Source organism: Colwellia sp. 5_MG-2023 (genome assembly GCF_030547795.1).
Classification (GTDB): Bacteria; Pseudomonadota; Gammaproteobacteria; order Enterobacterales; family Alteromonadaceae; genus Colwellia.
Genome location: NZ_JAUOPW010000004.1, coordinates 1 through 20,221, shown reverse-complemented (window position 1 = coordinate 20,221; position 20,221 = coordinate 1). Strand labels below are relative to the sequence as shown.

Below are 20,221 nucleotides of genomic sequence, written 5' to 3'. Positions count from 1 at the left end.
AACTTAACATTAGGTTTTAGCAGTATGCATTAATGGCATACTTGCTCGTATTCGTTTAATTTCTTGTGGGAGGAAATCACTACTAATAATTCCCTCTCCCTCTTCAATAGAAGCTAAAATTTCCCCCCAAGGGCTAATAATCATTGAATGCCCCCAAGTTTCTCTTCCATTCTCGTGTACGCCTTCTTGTCCTGCAGCAATAATATAAACTTGATTTTCTATCGCTCTTGCTTGCAATAAAGTTTGCCAATGAGCTTTACCTGTAACTCGCGTAAAAGCACTTGGCACGGTAATGATGTCAGCTCCCATTGCTGTTAGCCTTTGAAATAGCATTGGAAAACGTAAATCAAAACATATCGTTAAACCTATATTTACAGTAGGTGTTTTTACTATGTAAGGGGTGCTACCTGCATGAGTAAATCGTGATTCACAATAAGTTTTCTCACTATCTGCAACATTTACATCAAATAAATGTATTTTATCATAACGGCCTATTAATGTTCCGTTTGAATTAAAAGCACAGCTACTGTTTGTAAATTTGTTTCCTTCAGCTGTTAACAGAGGAATGGAGCCGGCAATCAGGGTGACCTTATACTTTTTTGCCAAAGCGCCTAATGCAACTTGCAGGTCATTATTAGCAGATGACTCTTTGGCTAACGACAACTGAGCATTATCTCTTGCACCAAAAAATAAACAACATTCAGGTAAAACAACAATATGTTGCTCATAAGTAGCTAGCGTGTTTTGGCTAGTTAACTTGACAAGTTTTTGTTCTATAACTTGTAAGTTGTGCTTAACATCAGCTTTAGAGTTAAGCTGAATAGCACTCAGTTTAATCATCATTTAGCTCCTCTAATGGTTTATTATCATTATATGGGTCTTGTTTATATTCTTGTTCAAGCAAACTAGGAGACTGATGTTCTTTAAAAGATTTAGTATTTATTTTGTCTTCTGGAGATACTATTATCTTATCGACATTATCAACAAACTCAGGGGGAGTGGAACGGCCAACACTGACATCTCTGCTCTTACGGTTTACTTCTTTAAAATTAGGATCACTCACATCACCTGTTAGCTCAAAGTTAAACTCAGAAACAACTTGTGAAGTAATAACTTGATCTATTGCAACGCCCGCTAAAAATACAACTGGGTTTAATGTTGCTATCCATGCAAGTACCGGCAAGCTAGAAGTCAAATTAGGCTTATAGGACATTTTATAATCAAGCGTATTATTTACAAAGCTAGTATTACCTTTAATATATAAATTTCCTGCAGAGCCATTCATGCGAGTATTATCAGTATATAAAACACCTTCTTTTATATGATAATCACCCTCAATATCTTTATAAAACATACCATCGCTAAAGATATCTCTAAAATCTAAGGTTAACTTTCGAACAATAGACTGTAAACTTAATACCGAAAAAATACGTGCTTTGTCGCTTACATCAGCTAAGTAACCATCGTCTATATCCGCTTTAAGATCGCCATTAAGTTGGCTTAATTCAAAATGCTGAGGACCCCCTTGCCAATTCAAATTAAAATCAAGTTTACCACCACTATCACGTATAATAGAGGCATACCCTAATTGTTCTAATTCATATTCGATATTTTTTAACGACAAGCTTCCAGAAACAGTAGTTTTTGAAATATCACCTATCTTTTGCCATTCACCTGATAAGTTAAACTCAGCTTGCTCACGCTTAGCTTGGAAGTTTTCAATTTTAATCACCTTATTATCTGCTCGTAACAAATCGAATTTAACACTGCCTAAATTTAAGTCACCGATTAAACAACGCTCACAGACAAAATTCATTTTAGGTATATTAGCAAAAACCTTCTCACTCGTTAATTCAGTTACCACGCTATTATCGTCTTCTTGCGTTACCTCCTCACTTAAAGAGCTTACAGTCTTACTTGTTAGGTGAAGAAAATCGGCATTAACATCAAGGCCTTGCTCTAGCCAATTAGGATAAATTTTAATCTGACTACGCGTTTCTTTAGCATTAAGCTCCAATAACCACCAATGCGTTTTATCTAATAAGTTAAAAGATACATTATGTAAATTTTGCCCTAACACAGCTAAATTATCTATCGTTCCTCGGATACGCTCTGGGTTAGAAAATAAACCCGTGGTTGACTCAATTGTACCGTCAGCATTCAACGTCTTTTTCACTTGCGAAGTACTATTAATAATATCAGCAATAAAAGGCTGCCATTCACTTGCAACCACATCCTCTAAGTCACTAGTAATATGAAAACCATTCATTGGTAAAAGCATTTTTTCATTGCCTAAAACAATGTGCGCTCTGGAAAAGTGGTTAGTTCGATGATCTAAAACACCAAAAAAGCTGAGTTTATCTCCATAGGTTGCATTAAAAACTGACTCTTCTAATTGCCCCTTTACCTCTATTTGTAGAGGTGTCTTTATCTTAGCTAATTTGTTATATGGCTCAGGAATCTTAATTTCTAACGGTTCAAGGTTTGAATCAATATTTAATTGATAAGAAAAGCCTCCACCATGGTGTTGATATAAAGATAAATCACCTTGCAACTGTAGTTGACCATCAAAATATTTTTGTAAATGTGGAGATATATGCTGTAACCATGCATCGTGATGCCAATCAGCTTTAAGTGTTATATTGGTATCATAATAATCTGCTTTATCAATGCCATTTACCGCTATTTCTAACGGTAAACCAAGCCAAGTTAGTGACAAATTACTTGTTGTAATTAAATCATTTTCAAACGTTAACTGCCCATTTACTTTTTTAAAATCCATTCTAGGGGCTTGTAAAGAAACTGTATTATTAGCAAAATTAACAATACCACTAGCTACTACCCCGTCAGGTGCACCAATTGGTAAAGCTAAATGAAACTCACCGTTAACTTTTCCTCCAATGTTTAATTGCTGTAAAACACTACCTACACTATTTTTAAGAGAGCTTTGCGTCATTAAATTAGCAATACTCGTTGCAGCGGAATCTTCAATTAAGGTATCTACAGTTAACACTGGATCATGAGTTAAATCATCTATAGCAACTTGTACGCCTGCTACATTAAGCCCAGCCAAGCTACCTGAACGCCCAGTAATTAACATACTATTATTAGTAAAATTCAAATTTGCGGATAAATCCGCTATCGTTGGCCAACGCTCATTAAATTTAAATTTTGCTTCTTCTAACTCAGCATCAACGATGAATGTGCCTGAATTATCAATAAAAGGAAATTTACCTAACTCTCCATTTATTAGCACTTGAGCTTGATGAATTTTGCCATCAATTAAGGCGCTATTTAAATAAGTAACCAGATTATCACTCATTGCTGTTAGTGGATAATAATGCCCTGTTTTACTAGCATCTCCATCAGTGATATTCGCTAATAACGCCATTGTCATTGCACTATTGACTGGAGAATCTATGGTTAAATCTGCAGCTAATACTAATTCACTGGAAGAAAGCTCAACATCATTAACCTTTAATCGCCAACCTGTATCCATAATGGATAAGTCAACTATCGCTTTCAATGAATCATAAGGGACAGGTGCTACAAGATGTTTATTAAAATCTAAGGCTCCCTGATCTGCAGCAAGCTCTACAGTTAAGTGCTGTTGATTATAACTTAGCGAGCCTGACACATTATCAACACCCGGAATTCCTTGACTGTAATGAGTCGAAACATCGCTAAAATTAGCGACAGCTTGAATATCGAGTGCTGTTTTTTTTAAAAAAGCATCCCTTGCTTGACCGCTAATATTTAAGTTAGACATCAATGCTTGTTTACTTGGCGACTCGATAAATAAGGGTGAAAGGTGACTAATTAAAGATAGATCTAAATATGAGAGATAAATATAATATTCTTGAGCTGTTTTAGTCATTTGTACTGTATATTCTTCTACTGCATCTGTATCTAATTGCAATAGCATAGGTGTACTATACAGCTTAAAACTTTCAGGCTCTTTCCCTTCAACGAGTAATAACTGACCAGCACTTAACTTCAGTAAATGAGATTTTTGCTCTATTTCATCATCATTTTGAGTGTTTTCCTGCCAACTAATAAAATTATCATTTAACGATAATTGTAAACGTTCAACACCTCCATTATGCACTTGTAGCCAAGCTGAAAAACTAATATCAGTTTTAATTTTATCATTATCAATGGTTAAAATATTATCAAGCCAAGGCGTAATATCTAGGTGATTAGCATCAACATAAATAATCCCTTCCAACTCATCAATTGAATGCCCATGAATATCTATTTTTAGGCTTAAATTGTTTGAACTTAATTCATCAACAATGATATTACCTTGCGCTTGATGACGATCGTCAAGGTTTAACCAATCTAAATTATTTACTCTAAACTGCTGTGTCAGTGATTCATTTTCTATTGCAATATTACTATTTTTTAGAGAAAAACGATTAATCTGATTTAAAAAAATATCAGTAATTCTTTCAAAACCATCAAGCTGTTGAGCACCACCAACATCCTTTGCTTGTGTGCGCCAAATATTTTTTTGTAATGTAACAACCGCACCATCAAGTATTAAATTATTTGATATTAAATTGCGTCTCGTTAACGTTGCCCAAAAATCAATTTCAACTTCTAAGTGGTCCACATAAACATAAGCACCGTTAGTTTCCACTAAAGTAACATTATTGGCGATTAATGTTGGTCCAGATAGCTGCCAGCTCATTCCTAAGCCACCAATAACAATGTTGGTTTTATTTTTTGTATTTATATAATTTTGAAAATCTTGCTTATAGTTTTCAACATAAGGAAGGAACAAGCGAAACGCGCTAATCAATACCGCTAGCAATACCAGCATAATAGCTAGTATTTTGTAAAGACGGTTAAGCCAACGGTTAGAAACGCTTGCAATCGACATTAATGGTTTTTCCTTTAATCAGCTCTATTGTTTGATATTGACAGTACTAGTCACTACATCATTACAACATCAAATTGTTCTTGAGAATACATAGCTTCAGTTTGAACTTTGATCGATTTCCCAATAAAAACTTCAACTTCTGCCAAAATATGGAATTCATCATTCACAAGAAAATCACTAACAGCCGAAGAAGCATAAACAATAAATTTATCTGCATCATGAGCACGATTTACTCGCACTATTTCACGTAAAATTTCAAAACATACCGTTTCAACCGTTTTTAGATTGCCACGTCCAGTACAAACAGGACACTCTCCACATAAAACATGCTCTAAACTTTCCCGAGTACGCTTACGTGTCATTTCCACTAACCCTAAAGAAGAAAAACCATGAACACTAAATTTAACGTTATCTTTTGCCATCGCCATTTCTAAACTATTCAACACTCTACGCTTATGATCTTCATTATGCATATCAATGAAATCAACAATAATTATCCCGCCAAGGTTTCTCAACCTTAATTGACGTGCAATCGCTTGTGTCGCTTCAATGTTTGTACTAAAAATAGTATCTTCAAGATTTCTGTGTCCGACAAAAGCCCCTGTATTAATATCAATGGTTGTCATGGCTTCTGTTTGATCAATAACTAAATGCCCACCTGACTTTAATTCAATTTTACGATGTAAAGCACGTTGTATTTCAACTTCAACAGAGAATAAATCAAAAATAGGCCTTTCACCTGGATAGTACTCCATGACCTCTGTGAGCTCGGGTATAAACTCTTCGGTAAAATTGATAAGTTGTTCATAGGTCAATTTAGAATCAACACGAATTCGTTCAAATTTAACACCGACAAAGTCCCTTAATACTCGTAACGATAAAGACAGATCTTGGTAGAGGGGAAGATCGACCTGTTTCCGTTTTTTCCGTTCTTTAACTTTTGTCCACACTCTTCGCAAAAATTCAGCATCATGTTTTAATTCTTCCTCTCCCGCGCCCTCTCCTGCGGTGCGTACTATAAAGCCTTGTTCTTCATCGCAATAAGGGCTTACAATACTTTTCAAGCGCTTACGTTCACCTATATCTTCAATGCGTTGAGATATACCAGCGTGACTCGAGTGCGGCATTAACACTAAATAGCGAGAAGCAATCGTAATATCAGTAGTTAAACGAGCACCTTTTGAGCCAAGTGGATCTTTTACTACTTGCACCATTAACAGTTGACCTTCATGAACCAAAGCTCGAATATCAGGTACCTGCTCAGTCTCTTCATTTAAAATAAGCTTAGAGTTAATGTCTGATGCATGTAAGAAGGCCGCCTTATCTAAACCTATATCAATAAAAGCCGCTTGCATACCAGGTAAAACACGAATAACTTTACCTAAATATATATTGGAAACAATGCCACGTTTAGCTTCTCGCTCAATATGTACTTCCTGCAAAGAACCATGCTCAATTAACGCTACTCGCGTTTCGCTCGGTGTCACATTGATTAATAATTCACTGCTCATTTTATATTAATCCTTCATTGATACTTGACGGCAAACCTGCTTGAGCCAACAATTGTGTTGTTTCATATAGAGGTAATCCAACGACAGCGGAGTAACTACCATTAATCATAGTTACAAATTGCCCGCCAATACCCTGGATAGCATAAGAACCTGCTTTATCACATGGCTCCCCCGTATTCCAATAACGTTTAATTTCGTCAACAGTTAACGGTTTAAAATGAACTTGCGTTTCTACAAAGGCTGTTATTGCATGATAATTTTGTGGTGAATTTTTTGAGTCTTGAGTGATTATCGCTATTGCAGTTAATACTTGATGTTGTTTATTTTCAAGACGCATTAAGGTAGTTATACATTCAGCTTCATCGATTGGTTTCCCCAAGATTTCACCATTAATAACGACACTTGTATCTGAGCCTAAAACAATTGTCTGGGCTTTATTTTCTTCAGGTAAAGCAAGAAAAACTGTTAACGCTTTTTCTTTTGCTAAACGTATCACATAGTCTTCAGGCTTCTCATTACAATAAACCGATTCATCTATATTCGCAGGTTGGGTATTAAATTGGTAACCTAATTGCGCTAAAAGTGTTTTTCTTCTAGGCGATTGAGACGCCAAAATAAGTTGTTTCATACATACTCAAGTAAAAATTGCTATTTAATAGAAAAATGTCTACGTACTTTTCGTAACAGATAAAAAACCCATGGCCACAGCACAATAGTAGTTATCACCGGATATAAATAGCTTGTAAGAAAAGCAACATTAATTAAAAAATGTTGTAACCAAAAAACTACTAAGTGATATAACGCTGCTAAAACACCGGTAATAAGTGCTTGTTGCCAAATGGAGAAATTGCGTATCTTTTGAAAGTTTTCTGCAACAATATAAACTGCAATTGCCATAGCCGCAGCATGAACACCTAAAACCGATCCTAGAATAACATCAAGTAAAAACCCCATAACCCAAGCAGTAATAATGTTTACTCTATCAGGTAAAGCCATACACCAATAAATAAGTACAATAAGCACCCAATCTGGTCGAAAAGCATCAACACTTAATGGTAGCGGCATAATGCTGGCAATTATAGCAATCAAGAGTGTTAGTAATATAATGATACCGTTATGAGCAAGCATTACTTCACAGCCTCAGTTTCTGTTTTTGGTGCAAAAATATTAATAGGATCTTCATCTGATAATAATAATAAATAACGTAAACGATCAATTTGCGCGATAGGTGTGCTATATACCCTTAAAAACTCTCTAGATTCATCGTTACTTATATACGAAATCGTTGCAACAGGGTAGCCTTCAGGGTACTTCCCTCCTAACCCCGAAGTAACTAATACATCGCCTACTTGAACATCAGCACTTTGTGGCACAAAATTAAGGTTTAATCGGTCTATTTGTCCGCTGCCCGAGGCAAGTAACCTTAAACCATTACGCTTAACTCTAACAGGTACTGCATGAGAAGTGTCGGTAATGAGAATAATGCGAGAAGTTGTTTGACCAACATGTAATATCTGTCCAACAATACCTAAGGCATCAAGTACAGGTTGCCCTTCATAAACACCATCTCTTGCGCCACGATTGATCACTAATTGATGACTGTATGGGTCACTATCTACAGAGAGGATTTCAGCCACCATTTTCTTTAACTCACTACGCAATGGTGAAGCAAGTAACGTACGCAAACGTTCATTTTCTTGCTTTAGAATATCAAGTTGCATCGCTTGCTCATGAAATACTAATTCATTCAATCTAAAATATCGATTCTCATTCATCAATTGTTGGCGAGTGGTGACATTAGTTGAGATCCATGTCATGGCAACCTTAGGTGTATTAGCGATATATTGCAAAGGACTAATCATTGACTGTAAATAACCACGTAACGACTCAAAACTGGCCATTTTATGATCGAAGAAAACCAATAGAGCAGAACAAAACAGCACCAAGACAAGTCGGTGCTGTGGGGATGGACCATGTTTAAAAATTGGGTTCATAGAAAACCAGTTATGAATTGCACACTTCTAATTGCAAATTAATACTTATGACTTTTAAACCATATAAAAAATAATCAACCTAGTTGTTTTTTACATACTTTAATTCGAGTACACAGCAAAAGCATAAAATTAACAATAATTATTGCATACTTTTGACACTGTAATTGAATTAAAACGCAATAAGAACTAACCAAATTTATTCATAGGAGAAAAGGTCACCACCATGCATATCGATCATTTCTAGTGCCTTACCACCACCTCTTGCCACACAAGTTAGCGGGTCTTCTGCCACAACAACAGGAATACCTGTTTCTTCCATCAATAAACGATCTATATCTTTTAATAATGCACCACCACCAGTTAGCACCATGCCACGCTCTGAAATATCTGAAGCTAATTCAGGTGGTGACTGCTCTAAAGCAACCATAATGGCACTAACAATACCGGTTAGTGGTTCCTGTAAAGCTTCAAGTATTTCATTGCTATTTAAAGTAAAACTACGTGGCACACCTTCAGCTAGATTACGACCACGAACTTCAATTTCAGCTAACTCATCACCAGGATAAGCTGAGCCAATTTCATGTTTAATACGTTCTGCTGTCGCTTCGCCGATTAGACTGCCAAAGTTACGACGCACATAATTGATAATGGCTTCATCAAATTTGTCACCACCAATACGCACTGAAGATGAATAAACGATGCCATTTAGAGAAATAATTCCGACCTCTGTAGTACCGCCACCTATATCAACAACCATAGAGCCAGTTGCTTCTGATACAGGCATACCTGCACCTATTGCTGCCGCCATAGGTTCATCAATTAAATGAACTTCTCGAGAACCTGCCCCCATAGCTGACTCACGAATAGCACGTCGCTCTACTTGCGTAGAACCACATGGAACACAAACCAAAACTCTAGGGCTAGGGCGTAAAAAATTATTGCTATGCACTTGTTTAATGAAGTGCTGTAACATTTTTTCAGTAACAAAAAAGTTAGCTATAACGCCATCTTTCATTGGGCGTATCGCTTCAATATTACCAGGAGTACGCCCTAGCATTAATTTTGCGGCCGTACCGACGGCAGCAACACTTTTTGAGCCACCAGTACGATCTTGACGGATAGCAACCACTGAAGGCTCGTCTAATACGATACCTTGATCTTTAACATAAATAAGGGTGTTGGCTGTACCTAAGTCAATTGATAAATCGTTAGAAAACATACCGCGTAATTTTTTAAACATAAGCTCGAAATGTCCTGTGAAAATGCGAGTTAATTAGAGCGTGTTATTACTTTAGAATAACAGATCGAACAATGATACCTCAGTATTACCAATTTGTGTTGCTTGTTTTGTATAAATTGCAAAAAAATATTTTTTTCGTTAAAAAAATAGCAAAAATCATCATTCAATCAGATAAAATACACTCATCAATATGGTAGTACTGAGTTCATATTGTGATAAATTAGTAACTGCCAATATCTTTTCAAATATCTTCAACTGGTGAAATATATCCTTGATACCCTTGTACTTTTAATGCATTAAAATGTGTTAGTTGTTCTTTATCTTCAATACCGGTAATAATGACATCGATTTGTAACCCTTTAGCTACATTAACAAGTGCCCGACAAAGTTCTTTGTTCTGATTTAATTTATCATAATAGGCAAATGATAAATCTAATTTAATATAGTCAGGTTGTAATTTATGTAAGTAGTCTAAAGATCCAATTTGACGTCCGCATTGATCTATCCCTATTTTAGCACCCGCTGCTCGGGTAATTTCAGCTAAATTAACACACTGCTCAAATAAATGAATGGCTGCCGATTCCGGGATTTCAAATGAAATGCGTTCCGCATGAACTGTTCGTTTAAGAAACCCACTTAACCATTGAATAAATTCATCATTTTGTAAACTATCATGAGTAAGGTTAATTGCGATACTATTATCTGCTTTCGCTAAAATATTTTGTTGTTCAATTGACTCTAATAAGCATTGATCAAGTTGGGCACCTAATGACAACAACTCGATAAAAGGCATAAATTCTGATGCTGTTACTATTTTGTCATCAATGGTTAATCGACAATATATTTCCCGGTGAATTATTTCTTGTGTTGCTATGCTGACAATAGGTTGCCACTGAAATATAAAAAAGTTGTTATTAATCGAATCGACTAATTTACTACGCCATTGCTCTCGACTATATTTTTGTGGCTGTTCAGCGTCTATCCAATAGCTTATTTTATTAGTTTGTTGTGCCTGTTGCAGAGCATTATCTGACTGTGCCAATAAATCAGAAGCATTCATATTTTCAATACGTTGGCTAATACCTAGCGCAAAACGCGTATTAGCTGTACAACCAGCTTTACTAATTTCTTGATTAATAATTCTAATTAACGATTGTAAATACAATTCAATCGTACTTTTCTCTGCTTTAGTAATTAAAAATGCAAACTCAGTGTTAGCAATACGAGCAATCACACTTTCCGAAATTTCAGGTAACTCCGCCTGCATTCGTTGTGAGACCACCTTAATAATCTCATCTCGCCCTTGAAAACCATACTTGGTATAAATATCTTCTAGCCAGTCAAACTTAGCTAATATAAGGCCACCAAAACCAGGTTCATTTAACCAATTATTAATTTGTGCTGACAAGTATTGACGATTAGGTAGTTGTGACACATGGTCAATTAATTTATCTTCTTTGAGTTCATTAACTTCTTTATCTAAAGTAGAAAATATTTGCTTTAATTGTCCAGACATCGAGTTTATCGCCTCCACTACATCTTTTAATTCTGTAGTTTTTGGTATCTCAATATCATGGCTAAATTTACGCTCTGAAATTTGCTTTGCTTGAATCGCAATATTGTTTAATGGTTTTAAAATACGATTAAGCTTAAATCTCAGTACAATAATTGAAAGTATAAATAATAAAAATAAAACCATCACAGTATTATTCATTACTCGCCATAGTTCTTTATACCCAAACGCTGGGTGTCCTTCTATTTCAAGAGTTGCTAACTGCATCCACCCAGAAGTTATTAAGGTTTCTTTTTTCTGAGATTTAAACAAATCTAAATTAATAAACCATTGAGGTACCCCTTCGATAAGAATAGGATTTTCCCAAACTTGTACTTTATCATTCGCTAACCACTTCAATGTAACTTTACGATAGAATCCTCCTTCAAAAATCACATTTACCAAGGTTTCGGCGGTAACAACATCTCCTGTTTCAAGATGAGGCTTTAGCATTAATCCTAATGAAGTAATGGTATTATTTAAATCTGATTCCATTTGCTGACTCATAAAGTCACGCGTTTGGGTAAACTGAAAATAAACCAAACTTGTCATAACTAATAAGAACAGTCCGAATAGTAATGAGTTTATTTCTCTAAATAAGGTCATGATCTTAAAACTCCATTTTTAGCTTGGGTTGTTTAAGTTTTGAAGTAGTGATACGTTCTCGTAGCTCACGCCAAAGTTTCAGTTTTGATGATTTTCCACTAATCACACCACGCCCCTTCTCTTTGTTTAGCCATAATTGACTGGCATTAAAACTATATATTGGGATTAAATCATTTCGCTGACTTGCGGGCTTAATAACACCATCAATATTGTCTAATATTAACGGCATGGCATTCGGGGTATCATAATAAGCAAGCACCATATGATATTGATTCAGTTTTACTGCTTTTACCATGGTGATCCTCATTTTTTCATCCGCAATACCAAGCTCTAATAATGTAAAGTATTTCGCTATTGAATAGTCTTCACAATCTCCGCCATTAACACCAATAAATTCAACAGGTGTTGCCCAATAGTTACTTACACCCCAAAGTATTTTATCGTCTATAAACCTAAAAAGATTAAAAAAATTATTCACTTCCTTTAATTTTTCAAGTTCAGAGATATCTGACTTCTGTTGCATTAAATTAAACCAAGTCTTACCTCGTTTACCCGCCCTTTCACCATAACTTTGCGTTAGCGATGATATAATTTTTTCTTCATCAAGTGGCAAGATAGATCGAGCAAAAATAGCTGGTGATAGCAACAGAATAAGTAGTACTTGAACAAATTTCATTCCAATACTTACAAAAAGAATATTGCTCTTAATACTACTCATTATAATTAATTAACTTGGTCTACCGTATAAATGGTCCATTTGAGTTCATCAATATTCTCTATATTTGAAATCTCGGCCATTATACGACGATTTACTGCATGATCTTGCTCCGTGTCCCCCATAGCTTCTAAGCGCTCAAACCCATAACCAATAGTAGCAATTCTGCTTTTATCAATTGCAAAGTCATTTTCTAATACTGTAGCTACAGCTTCGGCGCGAGCATTAGAAAGCGCTTTATTCAACGCAGCAGTACCAACTTTACTGGTATGGCCTTCAACCAATACATTAATTGCAGAATTTTTCTCCAAAATGTCTGCTAATTTACTAATTTCAGCATAAGCTGCAGCAGGTATTTCAGATGAATTACGTTCAAATTTAATATCTATTTGAAAAGGTTCGATAGTAGATATCTTTGTGCCACAGCCATAATTATCGACAGAAGCTCCAATGGTAGTTCCATCACATTTTTCGCGTGCTTTTATCACACCATCACTATCATCATCAGCTAAATTAAATTGCTGTTCAACAGAATCCTCTAGGACAACAACCCGTGTATCAGCACATGCCGTAAGCAGTAAAGCAGACACTATCATTGCCAAATACAGTGAAATATACTTATTGGGATTGCGTAATACTTTATTCATTGTATGCTCCTTCCTCATATTCGTGCTCTCCCTTCCAAGCGGCAGATCTAGTCACCCTTAGCGAGTCTAATAACTGTCCTGTTGAGTTTAATATACGATATTTAGCACTTAACTCATTAAAGTCTGCATCTAAATAATCTTGACGGGCTTGAAACAACTCATTTTCAGTATCAAGTAAATCAAGTAAATTACGTTGACCAATATCAAATTGTTGTTTGTAGGCTACTTGAGTGTCTTTAGAGGTTATAACATGTTGCTTTATATATTTTTTTTGTAAGGCTAACATTTGAAAAGCATTCCAAGCCAGACCAAAACTTTCTGTTACTTGCCTATGAGCACTTGCATTAATGTCTTGTGCTTCTGATACTTTATAGGCTGCACTTCTTTCACTGGCAATATCTTTTCCACCAGAATAAAAATTATAGCGCAAACGTAACATTGCTGAGGCATCATTACGGTGACCCCCCACATCAGCACCAAACTGATTTAATCCACTCTCGCCTCCAATATCATTATCTGAATTAGCAGCTAACTCTAACGATAATGTAGGGTAGTAATTTGATTTTACAGCACTTTTAAATGAACGTGCAGCTCTTACATCTTGTTGAGCTGATTTAATAACCGGGTGACGTTTAATTGCTAGATCTAGGCCACTTTCTTTATCTTTAGGTAGCATGTCAGCATCGGGGACTGGAATCACTAAGTTTTCAGGCAGTGTGTTTGTTAAACGAATAAACTGTGTTCTTGCATCAAGGTGGTTATTTCGCGCGGCTATCATATTTGACTGTGCTCTAGCTAATCGCCCTGTCACTTGTGATAAATCAGCAATATTACCTAATCCAGAATCAGTACGCTCTTTTATTTGTTGATAAATTATTTCGTGTGATTCAATATTTTTTTGTGCTAACTCAATAAGTTGCTCTGTTTTAATATAATTCAAATATGCTTGCGCAACTTTCAAAGCGAGATCTTCAGCATTTGAAATTAAAGTCCATTGCTCTGCACTTGCTTCAAATTTAGTTCTATCTACTTCATGGCTAGTAAACATACCATCAAAAAGTATCTGTTTAATACTAATACCAAACTCACCACGCGCCAACTCAGTTTGACCGTTACTATTATTGAGTTCGGTCCTTCTATTACTTGGCGTATCTGTAAACTCATAACCATACCCAGCAGTTAAGTCAACGGTAGGAAGGTAACCTGCTGATGCACGATTAACATCTTCTTCTTTCGATTTAAATCGAGCAAAAGACTGGCGAATATCAGGATGCGTATTAAGTGCTTCCGCAACAGCCTGCTCTAAACTTTGGGCATTACTACTAACCGACCACAATGTCGATAAACCTAGCACACCAAGTATTGCTATTTTATTCAAGGTAAAAACAACATTATTCATAAATATTCCCTGTTTGTATTATTTTTTATTCTTAATTTTTTAGTTAAGCGCTATCGTTCCCTAAGTGCAGCTTCATTCGCCCGTAATATTGGGTTTAAAATATATTCCAAAATAGTTCGTTTACCAGTGATAACATCAACTTCCGTTAACATTCCTGGAATAATTGGCATTGCTTCACCTTTTTTGTTTGTTATGCTTGAAGCATCCGTACGTACTCTAATCAGGTAAAAGCTATTTCCTTCCTCATCTTGGGTCGTGTCTGCACTTATATGTTCAACTTTACCCTTCAATCCACCATAGCGAGTAAAATCATACGCTGTAATTTTTACAACAGCAGGTAACCCCGGATAAATAAAAGCAATATCTCTTGGTTTTATTTTAGCTTCAACCATCAATTTATCTTCTGTAGGCACTATTTCTGCAATTGTTTCCCCAGGTTTTACTACACCACCTAATGTGTTGATATGAATTGTTTTAATCGTACCAACAACAGGAGATAATATTAAGGCTTTAGTAACTTTATCTTGAGCACCAACTTGTGATTCATTAATACGAGATAATTTATTTTGCATATCATTAAGTGTTGCCCTAGCTTCTGATCTATAAGCAAGGGCTGTTTCTCGACGATTTAATATTGATTCTTGTAATGAGGACTTTAACTTAGGCGATAGTAGCCGTACTGCACTTAACTCGCCTTTCAGCTCATTAACACTACGCTCTAATTTATATAATTCTATTTTAGAAACTATATTTTTTTCAGCGAGAGGCCGCGTAAGATCAAGTTCTTTACTCGCTATTTGGTAACTTATTTGCAGAGTGTTAATTTTAGAATCTAACTCAGCAACTTCTTGCTCTCTCTGCTGAATTTGTTGTTCTTGAATAGCTAATTGATTTATTAAATTATCTAACCTTCCAGAATATTCTTCTTTTTGTCTTTCAACCATAAATTTGGCATTTTGCAGGAGATCATCAGGGTAAACAGGTATATTTTTATTAATTTCTATTTGACGTTGCCACTGTTCATTATGGCCAATTAAGATACTTGAAAGTTCGGCTCTAAGACGAATCACATTTGCTCGCAAACTATTAACTTCTTGTTTTTGTTCAGCAAAATCTGATCTGAAACGGGTGTCATCAATTCTTGCTATAGGTTGCCCCTTCACAACCTGCATACCTTCTTGTACAAATAACTCTTGTAATACGCCACCATCTAAACTTTGAACAATCTGCACTTGTGTTGAAGGGATAATTTTACCTATGCCAGAAGTAACTTGCTGTAGTGCTGCAAAATAAGACCACACAAGAAAACACAAAAGTAAGCTAGCCATAGCCCAAATAGTTAAGCGATGTAAACTTGGCACTTCAGTTAGCATTGCGCCGTAGACATCGTCAGCCATTTCTAAATCTTGTTGACTCACCTTCATGCGCTTGTCTCTTGATTTAATTGATTTCCTTTTAGCTTTGCTAATACTTCATCTTTTGGACCATCTATTATTAATTTACCTTTGTCTAACACCAGAATTCTATCAACCAATTTTAACAAATCCATTTTATGTGTAATTAATAACATAGTACGATCTTTAGCCGTCGCATGTATTGATTTAATAAACTGCTTTTCAGCCCGAGCATCAAGGCTAGCAGTTGGTTCGTCTAATAATAATATTTGAGGCGAATTTAATATTGCTCTTGCTAACGCAATAGACTGCCTTTGCCCACGAGACAGGGCATTACCACTCTCGCCCACTTGTTGATCAAGTCCTTGACTATTCTGATCAGTAAAAATACTGACCCCAGAAAGTTGCACAGCTCTAATCAGTTGATATTCTGTAACTTGTCTAGTACCAAAGAGTATATTATCTCTGATAGTACCGTGAAATAACACGATATCTTGTGGTAAGTAACCAATATTCTTACGTAAATCACTGGGGTGTATTTGTTGGTAATTCAAACCATCAAATTGTATAGAGCCTTGACTAGGTTGATAAAGTCCAAGCAATAATTTTGCTAACGTGGTTTTACCTGAGCCGTTATGTCCAACAATCGCAACTCTTTCGCCTTGACGAATATTCACAGACATCGGTTTTAAAGACGGGATATCCGCATTTGGGTATTTAAAACTCACATTATCAGCATTAATATTACCCGCAAGCTTATTTCTACTGACTAAATGTGCTTTATCTTCAAATTCACCTTCTTGTTCCATTAAAAGATCAAGTTGCTTTAACGCACTAATGGTTTGATTAGAGCGCGTCATTAAACCTGCAAGTTTGGCAACAGGTGAAATAGCTCTGCCTGTTAACATTACTGCCGCGATAATTCCGCCCATTGAAATTAAGTTATCCGAGACTCGATAAACCCCTAAAACCACTACAGCAACAACTGATATTTGCACAATAAAACTGGCAAAATTTAACACTGAATTCGTAATGATTTTTGATTTAAGCAACCAAGTAGAGGTGTGCCCTATCATTTGTTGCCAGGCATTTTGAACAACACCTTCGGCTCCATTGGCTTTGATCGACTCTAAAGTGCTTAAACACTCAATTAGATGGCCGTGTCGTAAGCTGGAATACTTATTCGTTTCTTCAATCGCTTGCTTGAGCTTTGCTTGATTCAACAAGGTATAACCAATAATCAAGATAGAGGCAATAATAGGAAACATCACTAAGTCTCCAGCAACAAGCCAAATACAAAACATAAAGAGCAGTGCGAAAGGTAAATCGACAACTGCACTGATAGTTGCAGATGATAAGAACTCTCTCACATTATCAAATTCACCTATTTGCTTAGCCATTCCACCAACACTTGGAGATCGTTTTTCAAGGGGCATACCTATGACTTTTGCGAAAAGCTTCGAGGAAACTTCTATATCAATTTTTTTACCCGCGACATCAATTAAATAACCACGTAGTTGCTTTAAAATCAAATCAAATATATAAGCAATTCCGGCACCGACAGCAAGTACCCAAAGTGATTCAAATGCAAGATTAGGAACGACTTTATCATAAACATTCATAACAAAAAGAGGCGAAACTAACGCAAAAATATTTACCATGATAGAAGCTATAATCACATCACGGTAGATAGTGGAAGTGTTTTTAATTCTTTTCCATAGCCAATGCTCTTTCGAACTATCGTGCTGAACATCAAAATTTCTATCGCCACGATATTGTTGCTTTACTAAAAACAAGTAGCCGACAAAATTTGATTCGAGCTCTTCAATAGTTAATAGCTCTTCTCCACCAGTTTCAGGCAAGGAGACTATTGCTTTATTATTTTCAATATCAAGCTCTTGTAAGACTATTGCTTTTTTATCTTTGAGCATCAAAATACAAGGTAGCAACATTGAAGGCAGTTCATTCAAGCCTTTACGTACTAGCTTGGCACTTAGCCCTGCCCGAGAAGCTGCTTGAGGTAAAAGTTCAGGCGTTAAATTTGTTTCTGTCAGTGGTAAACCTGCTGAAAGAGCATCAGCAGAGCAGGGATTGCCAAAATGCTCAGTGAGGAGCACTAAGCTATCTAATAAGGGATCTGAACTTAACTTTTGTGAAGCATTGATTGACCACTCAGATGACGGTTGCACTGTTGATTGCACGAAGTATTTGATCCCTTAAAATAAATTCACTGTCTAACTAACCTGAACTTGGCTAATGACCTAATGATGTTATAAATACATATTACACCATTAGATCATTTTTAATATCATTTACTAATATTATCAGATTAATTATATATGGTCGTTGGAGTCAAGTTCAATTTGTTGTGGAACATTCTCTGGAGACGCATCATTGATCAATGTAGCCCCTTCTTTTAATAGGCTATTTGTCACTATTGTTTCAGTATCTCCCGCTTTAGCTACATCTTGAGTATCTGTTTCTAATATTAGTTCTTCTTTATTAGACTGTGAAGTATTTTTTAACGCACTATTTTCAACTAAAGCGTCAAACTGCATGTATTCTTCAATACTTTCATTGTTTGTTTCGCTAAAAAGCTCCGCCATATCATAGCTAATTAATTGATCCGGCACTTCTTGATCTTGGTCCTCAATAACATCTGGTATCTCTATCAGCTTCTCTTCTGAAGAAGTCCGAGATGAACTAGTCACCTCATTCGAATATGTAAAGTTTATTTCTAGTGTTGCATCATCTGTTTCAGGATTATTTGTATCACTATCCTCTATTGTATAAACAATATTCAAGTTATCAGGTATTTCAGCAACTTTAGTGCCTAATGGTAACTCAAAAGAATACTCTCCTGTGTTATCCATTATAAAAGTACCAAAAGTAGTTATAATAGTATGAGAGGTTACATCATCATTAAAGATAAAATCTGAGCCATTATAATTAAACTTAACTATCGTGACTAATCCATCATCTGAAGTATCCATATGGTCGTCTGAAGTTCTACCGGTTATAACATTACCACCAATACTTGAACTACCTGTGATGTCACTTCTACCAAAATCACTTAAATCAGAAAAAGTTAAATAATTATAATCATTGACGGCAACAGGTGCTGAATCATCAATATCAATTGTCACCGTCGCTATATCTGTGTCAGTTCCATCACTTAAAGTGTAATTAAAACTTGGATAATCACTACCTAAAATATAACCATCACTATTATTATAAGTGAAATCACCTGCCGCATTAATGGTTACTGCTCCACCATCAACATTCACAGTCGCAAAACCATCAGCCCCAAAAACCAAATCAACACCATTAATTTGCGTTATGGTGAGCACTGCCCCATCACCACCATCATGATCGGCAATACCATCATTACCATCGACATGTGTGATAAGGTTACCGCTAACGCTTTCCCCTTGATAAATACTAAAGCCATCATCTTCTGCCACAGGTGGAATATTATCAGCAGGTGTCACCACAATCGTTAACGTTGATTCATTGGTATCACCGATACCATCTTCAACAATATAAGTAACAACAGGCACTGCTCCGTTAAAGTCTGGCAGTGGCGTAAAAGTATAAGTGCCGTCTTCATTTAATAACAAAGTGCCTTTATCAGCAATCGCCACCGGTGTGCCAACTGCATGATCGGTCTCATCGATGCCATCACCATCACTATCAACACTAAAGCTTGTCACTTTCAATCCAGCTTCAGGGCTTGAGGCATTGGTTAGTACACTACCTGAAGCAACTTCATCTTCCGCTATCTCAACATACTCATTATCATCAATAAGATCTGACTCAGGTGTCACCACAATTGTTAATGTTGATTCATTAGTATCACCGATACCATCTTCAACAAGATAAGTAACAACAGGCACTGCTCCGTTAAAGTCTGGCAGTGGCGTAAAAGTATAAGTGCCGTCTTCATTTAATAATAAGGTGCCTTTATCAGCAATCGTCACCGGTGTACCAACTGCATGATCGGTCTCATCGATGCCATCACCGTCACTATCAACACTAAAGCTTGTCACTTTCAATCCAGCTTCAGGGCTTGAGGCATTGGTTAGTACACTACCTGAAGCAACTTCATCTTCCGCTATCTCAACATACTCATTATCATCAATAAGATCTGACTCAGGTGTCACCACAATTGTTAATGTTGATTCATTAGTATCACCGATACCATCTTCAACAAGATAAGTAACAACAGGCACTGCTCCGTTAAAGTCTGGCAGTGGCGTAAAAGTATAAGTGCCGTCT

At 36.1% G+C, this 20,221-nt stretch carries 14 protein-coding genes; all 14 read right to left on the bottom strand.

The annotated features are described in order from the left end of the window. Positions 1-9 precede the first annotated feature (9 nt). Positions 10-843 carry a carbon-nitrogen hydrolase family protein gene (locus tag Q4496_RS04710; RefSeq protein WP_303601244.1) on the bottom strand — a complete coding sequence of 278 codons (834 nt, stop codon included), beginning with the start codon at positions 841-843 and terminating at the stop codon, positions 10-12. Beyond that, a complete protein-coding gene (locus Q4496_RS04705) occupies positions 833-4,885 on the bottom strand; it encodes a YhdP family protein (protein WP_303610005.1) in 4,053 nt (1,350 codons plus the stop codon). The genes Q4496_RS04710 and Q4496_RS04705 overlap by 11 nt, the downstream gene beginning before the upstream one ends. 53 nt (positions 4,886-4,938) lie before the next feature. Beyond that, complete coding sequence (gene rng, locus Q4496_RS04700) at positions 4,939-6,396, bottom strand: ribonuclease G (protein WP_215973081.1); 1,458 nt, start codon at positions 6,394-6,396, stop codon at positions 4,939-4,941. 1 nt (position 6,397) lies between these two features. Beyond that, positions 6,398-7,024 (bottom strand): nucleoside triphosphate pyrophosphatase, encoded by a 627-nt coding sequence (locus tag Q4496_RS04695; protein ID WP_303610004.1) that lies wholly within the window; start codon positions 7,022-7,024, stop codon positions 6,398-6,400. A 20-nt stretch (positions 7,025-7,044) separates the two neighbouring features. After that, positions 7,045-7,524 (bottom strand): rod shape-determining protein MreD, encoded by a 480-nt coding sequence (gene mreD / locus Q4496_RS04690; protein ID WP_215973079.1) that lies wholly within the window; start codon positions 7,522-7,524, stop codon positions 7,045-7,047. Continuing rightward, positions 7,524-8,390, bottom strand: coding sequence for a rod shape-determining protein MreC (gene mreC, locus Q4496_RS04685; protein WP_215973078.1), 867 nt, complete (start codon positions 8,388-8,390; stop codon positions 7,524-7,526). The genes mreD and mreC overlap by 1 nt, the downstream gene beginning before the upstream one ends. 196 nt (positions 8,391-8,586) lie before the next feature. Continuing rightward, complete coding sequence (locus Q4496_RS04680) at positions 8,587-9,630, bottom strand: rod shape-determining protein (protein ID WP_215973077.1); 1,044 nt, start codon at positions 9,628-9,630, stop codon at positions 8,587-8,589. A 241-nt stretch (positions 9,631-9,871) separates the two neighbouring features. After that, positions 9,872-11,788: an EAL domain-containing protein gene (locus Q4496_RS04675; protein WP_303610003.1), complete on the bottom strand. Its 1,917-nt coding sequence runs from the start codon at positions 11,786-11,788 to the stop codon at positions 9,872-9,874. Between the two features lie 4 nt (positions 11,789-11,792). Then, complete coding sequence (locus Q4496_RS04670; RefSeq protein ID WP_215973075.1) at positions 11,793-12,464, bottom strand: transglutaminase-like cysteine peptidase; 672 nt, start codon at positions 12,462-12,464, stop codon at positions 11,793-11,795. A gap of 47 nt (positions 12,465-12,511) precedes the next feature. Beyond that, on the bottom strand, positions 12,512-13,150 hold the full coding sequence (locus Q4496_RS04665; RefSeq protein WP_303610002.1) for an OmpA family protein: 639 nt from the start codon (positions 13,148-13,150) through the stop codon (positions 12,512-12,514). Continuing rightward, positions 13,143-14,549, bottom strand: coding sequence for a TolC family outer membrane protein (locus tag Q4496_RS04660; RefSeq protein WP_215973073.1), 1,407 nt, complete (start codon positions 14,547-14,549; stop codon positions 13,143-13,145). Before Q4496_RS04660 ends, Q4496_RS04665 begins: the two co-directional genes overlap by 8 nt. 50 nt (positions 14,550-14,599) lie before the next feature. After that, the gene (locus tag Q4496_RS04655) at positions 14,600-15,973 is read right to left on the bottom strand and encodes an HlyD family type I secretion periplasmic adaptor subunit (RefSeq protein WP_215973072.1); all 1,374 of its coding nucleotides are present in this window, start codon (positions 15,971-15,973) and stop codon (positions 14,600-14,602) included. Next, positions 15,970-18,144, bottom strand: a complete 2,175-nt coding sequence (locus Q4496_RS04650) for a type I secretion system permease/ATPase (protein ID WP_215973071.1) — start codon at positions 18,142-18,144, stop codon at positions 15,970-15,972. The genes Q4496_RS04655 and Q4496_RS04650 overlap by 4 nt, the downstream gene beginning before the upstream one ends. A gap of 132 nt (positions 18,145-18,276) precedes the next feature. Then, a partial coding sequence (locus Q4496_RS04645; protein WP_303610001.1) for a tandem-95 repeat protein occupies positions 18,277-20,221 on the bottom strand: 1,945 nt, incomplete at its 5' end.

Bases quoted from the DNA above. Each gene is read 5' to 3' on its own strand.
- Q4496_RS04710 (WP_303601244.1), bottom strand. From the start codon at position 843: ATGATGATTAAACTGAGTGCTATTCAGCTTAACTCTAAAGCTGATGTT.
- Q4496_RS04705 (WP_303610005.1), bottom strand. From the start codon at position 4,885: ATGTCGATTGCAAGCGTTTCTAACCGTTGGCTTAACCGTCTTTACAAA.
- rng (WP_215973081.1), bottom strand. From the start codon at position 6,396: ATGAGCAGTGAATTATTAATCAATGTGACACCGAGCGAAACGCGAGTA.
- Q4496_RS04695 (WP_303610004.1), bottom strand. From the start codon at position 7,024: ATGAAACAACTTATTTTGGCGTCTCAATCGCCTAGAAGAAAAACACTT.
- mreD (WP_215973079.1), bottom strand. From the start codon at position 7,524: ATGCTTGCTCATAACGGTATCATTATATTACTAACACTCTTGATTGCT.
- mreC (WP_215973078.1), bottom strand. From the start codon at position 8,390: ATGAACCCAATTTTTAAACATGGTCCATCCCCACAGCACCGACTTGTC.
- Q4496_RS04680 (WP_215973077.1), bottom strand. From the start codon at position 9,630: ATGTTTAAAAAATTACGCGGTATGTTTTCTAACGATTTATCAATTGAC.
- Q4496_RS04675 (WP_303610003.1), bottom strand. From the start codon at position 11,788: ATGACCTTATTTAGAGAAATAAACTCATTACTATTCGGACTGTTCTTA.
- Q4496_RS04670 (WP_215973075.1), bottom strand. From the start codon at position 12,464: ATGAAATTTGTTCAAGTACTACTTATTCTGTTGCTATCACCAGCTATT.
- Q4496_RS04665 (WP_303610002.1), bottom strand. From the start codon at position 13,150: ATGAATAAAGTATTACGCAATCCCAATAAGTATATTTCACTGTATTTG.
- Q4496_RS04660 (WP_215973073.1), bottom strand. From the start codon at position 14,549: ATGAATAATGTTGTTTTTACCTTGAATAAAATAGCAATACTTGGTGTG.
- Q4496_RS04655 (WP_215973072.1), bottom strand. From the start codon at position 15,973: ATGAAGGTGAGTCAACAAGATTTAGAAATGGCTGACGATGTCTACGGC.